The sequence below is a fragment of the Streptomyces sp. NPDC007264 genome (assembly GCF_042869095.1).
Lineage (GTDB): Bacteria > Actinomycetota > Actinomycetes > Streptomycetales > Streptomycetaceae > Streptomyces.
Map to the genome: position 1 here is coordinate 2,563 of NZ_JBIAFD010000011.1, position 2,009 is coordinate 4,571.

2 protein-coding genes and 3 pseudogenes are annotated in these 2,009 nt (G+C 68.7%); 3 read left to right on the forward strand and 2 right to left on the reverse strand.

What is annotated here, in order from left to right; translation table 11 throughout:
• A pseudogene (locus ACFYMU_RS19955) lies at positions 1 to 163 on the reverse strand (NUDIX hydrolase); the annotation flags it as partial.
• 14 nt (positions 164 to 177) lie between these two features.
• Positions 178 to 297: pseudogene (locus tag ACFYMU_RS19960) on the reverse strand (NUDIX hydrolase); the annotation flags it as partial.
• A gap of 107 nt (positions 298 to 404) precedes the next feature.
• Here ACFYMU_RS19960 and ACFYMU_RS19965 point away from each other — a divergent pair.
• The 3 genes and pseudogenes from ACFYMU_RS19965 to ACFYMU_RS19975 all read left to right on the forward strand — a co-directional run.
• Complete coding sequence (locus ACFYMU_RS19965; RefSeq protein ID WP_388374574.1) at positions 405 to 1,193, forward strand: GntR family transcriptional regulator; 789 nt, start codon at positions 405 to 407, stop codon at positions 1,191 to 1,193.
• A gap of 168 nt (positions 1,194 to 1,361) precedes the next feature.
• A complete protein-coding gene (locus ACFYMU_RS19970; protein ID WP_388374575.1) occupies positions 1,362 to 1,718 on the forward strand; it encodes a hypothetical protein in 357 nt (118 codons plus the stop codon).
• A pseudogene (locus ACFYMU_RS19975) lies at positions 1,718 to 2,009 on the forward strand (conjugal transfer protein TraS); the annotation flags it as partial. The gene ACFYMU_RS19970 and the pseudogene ACFYMU_RS19975, both read left to right, overlap by 1 nt.

Sequence of the window (2,009 nt, forward strand, 5' to 3'; positions counted from 1 at the left end):
GCGGTTCCCAGTGGCCGTTGTCACGGCGCTGGATCAGGAGAGCCCGGCCCTGGTCGTCGACGACGACTCCGGCAACGCTCACGGAGTGCGGACGGTCAGTAGTCACGTTCCTCGGCCCTCTCGGCTGGCTAGGCTCTCCACCGTAGCAACAAAACTCGGCCACTCGTCTAGATACCTATCGGGGACGGTCTCCTCGCGTTCGAGGACACCGCCCGGCGGTTCCCAGTGGCCGTTGTCACGGCGCTGGATCAGGAGAGCCCGGCCCTGGTCGTCGACGACGACTCCGGCAACGCTCACGGAGTGCGGACGGTCGGTACTCACGTTCCTCGGCCCTCTCGGCTGGCTAGGCTCTCCACCGTAGCAACAAAACTCGGCCACTCGTCTAGATACCTAAAGGAGTACCCGTGAGCCCTCTCCCTTCCGGCCTGCTCGGTGATCTCGACCCCACGAGCGATCGTGCGGTCTTCCGGCAGATCGCCGACCAGCTGCGCGAGGCCATCGACCGTGGGCGGTTCAAGGAGGGCGACAAGCTCCCCTCCGAGTCCGATCTTGTCGAGCACTACGGGGTCTCCCGTATGACGGTGCGGAACTCGTTCTCCATCCTCCAGGGTGAGGGCTTGGTGCACGCGGAACACGGCAAGGGCGTGTTCGTGCGCCCGCGCCCCCCTGTGCGCCGACTTGCCTCCGACCGGTTCGCCCGGCGGCACAGGGAGCAGGGGAAGTCCGCGTTCATCGTGGAGGCGGACGCGGCCGGCAGTCACCCCCAGGTCGACAGCCTGGAGGTCAAGGAGGAGAAGGCCAGCCAGGACGTCTCCGCCCGGCTCGGATCCGTGCGGCGGGTGCTGGCCCGTCGGCGCCGGTACCTCCTCGACGGGCGGCCGGTCGAGTTCGCCACGTCGTATCTCCCGCTCGACATTGCACGGGGGACGCCCATTGCCGAGCCCAACCCCGGCCCTGGCGGCATCTACGCCCGGCTTGAGGAGCTGGGTCATCGCCTCGACCACTTCGAGGAGGAGATCCGGGCCCGCATGCCCTCGCCGACCGAGGTGAAGACTCTCCGGCTCGCCGCCGGTGTGCCCGTGATCCATCTGATCCGCACCGCCTACGACACCGAGGGGCGCCCCGTGGAGGTCTGCGACACGGTGATGGCGGCGGACGCGTACGTCCTCTCGTACCAGCTCCCGGCGACCTGATCGCATGAGCGACGGTGGTGCGCGGGCCGTAATCTCCCGAACTCGTACACCCCGACACGCTTACTCGTATAGACGAGTGGGCAAGTTGTGTGGCAAGGTGGTCCCTACGATCCCGAGGTTCGGGATCGTAGGGCGCATCATGTATAGACGAGTAGATAGGAATGTGCCTTGCGCTCCATCCGTGTGGAGACCTCGGGCGCAACGATCCTGCTGACCGAGGCCCCCGAGCCCAAGATCCGCGACCGGCAGACCGGCGAGATCGCCAAGGACGCCGTCAGCGGTGAGGCGCTCATGACGATCGGCGTCGTCTACATCGAGGACGGCGAGTCGTCGCTGAACAAGGTCACCGTCCCGGAGGGCGGGATCTCCGAGGGGCTCGCCCTCGGGGCGCCGGTGTCGCTGCCGGGGCTCGTGGCCCGGCCGTGGGAGAGCGTCTTCAACGGGCAGCAGCGCCACGGCATCGCCTACCGTGCCGCTGCCGTGACCCCGGGCGCTTTCCCGGTCGCCGTAGGGGCCGCTGTCTGATGACGGACCTGACGACGCTCTTGGAGGTGGGTGGTCCCCTCGCCGCGCTCGGCGGTGGGGCCGCCTACGCCCGGACCCAACACCCGGGCGTCTACTGGTCCACGGTCGGCTTGCCGATATCCACCGTCCGGCTGCTCAGCTCGTACAGCTCGGTCATGGAGGCGTGCGGGCTGACCGTGGCGCCGTCCCGGCTGCGGGCGTGGGCGGTCAAGGCCACCACCCGCCATGAGGTCCGTCCCGTTCCGCCGCGCCGGGGGATCACCCGGCCCACCTCGACCGGGCTGCGGCTTC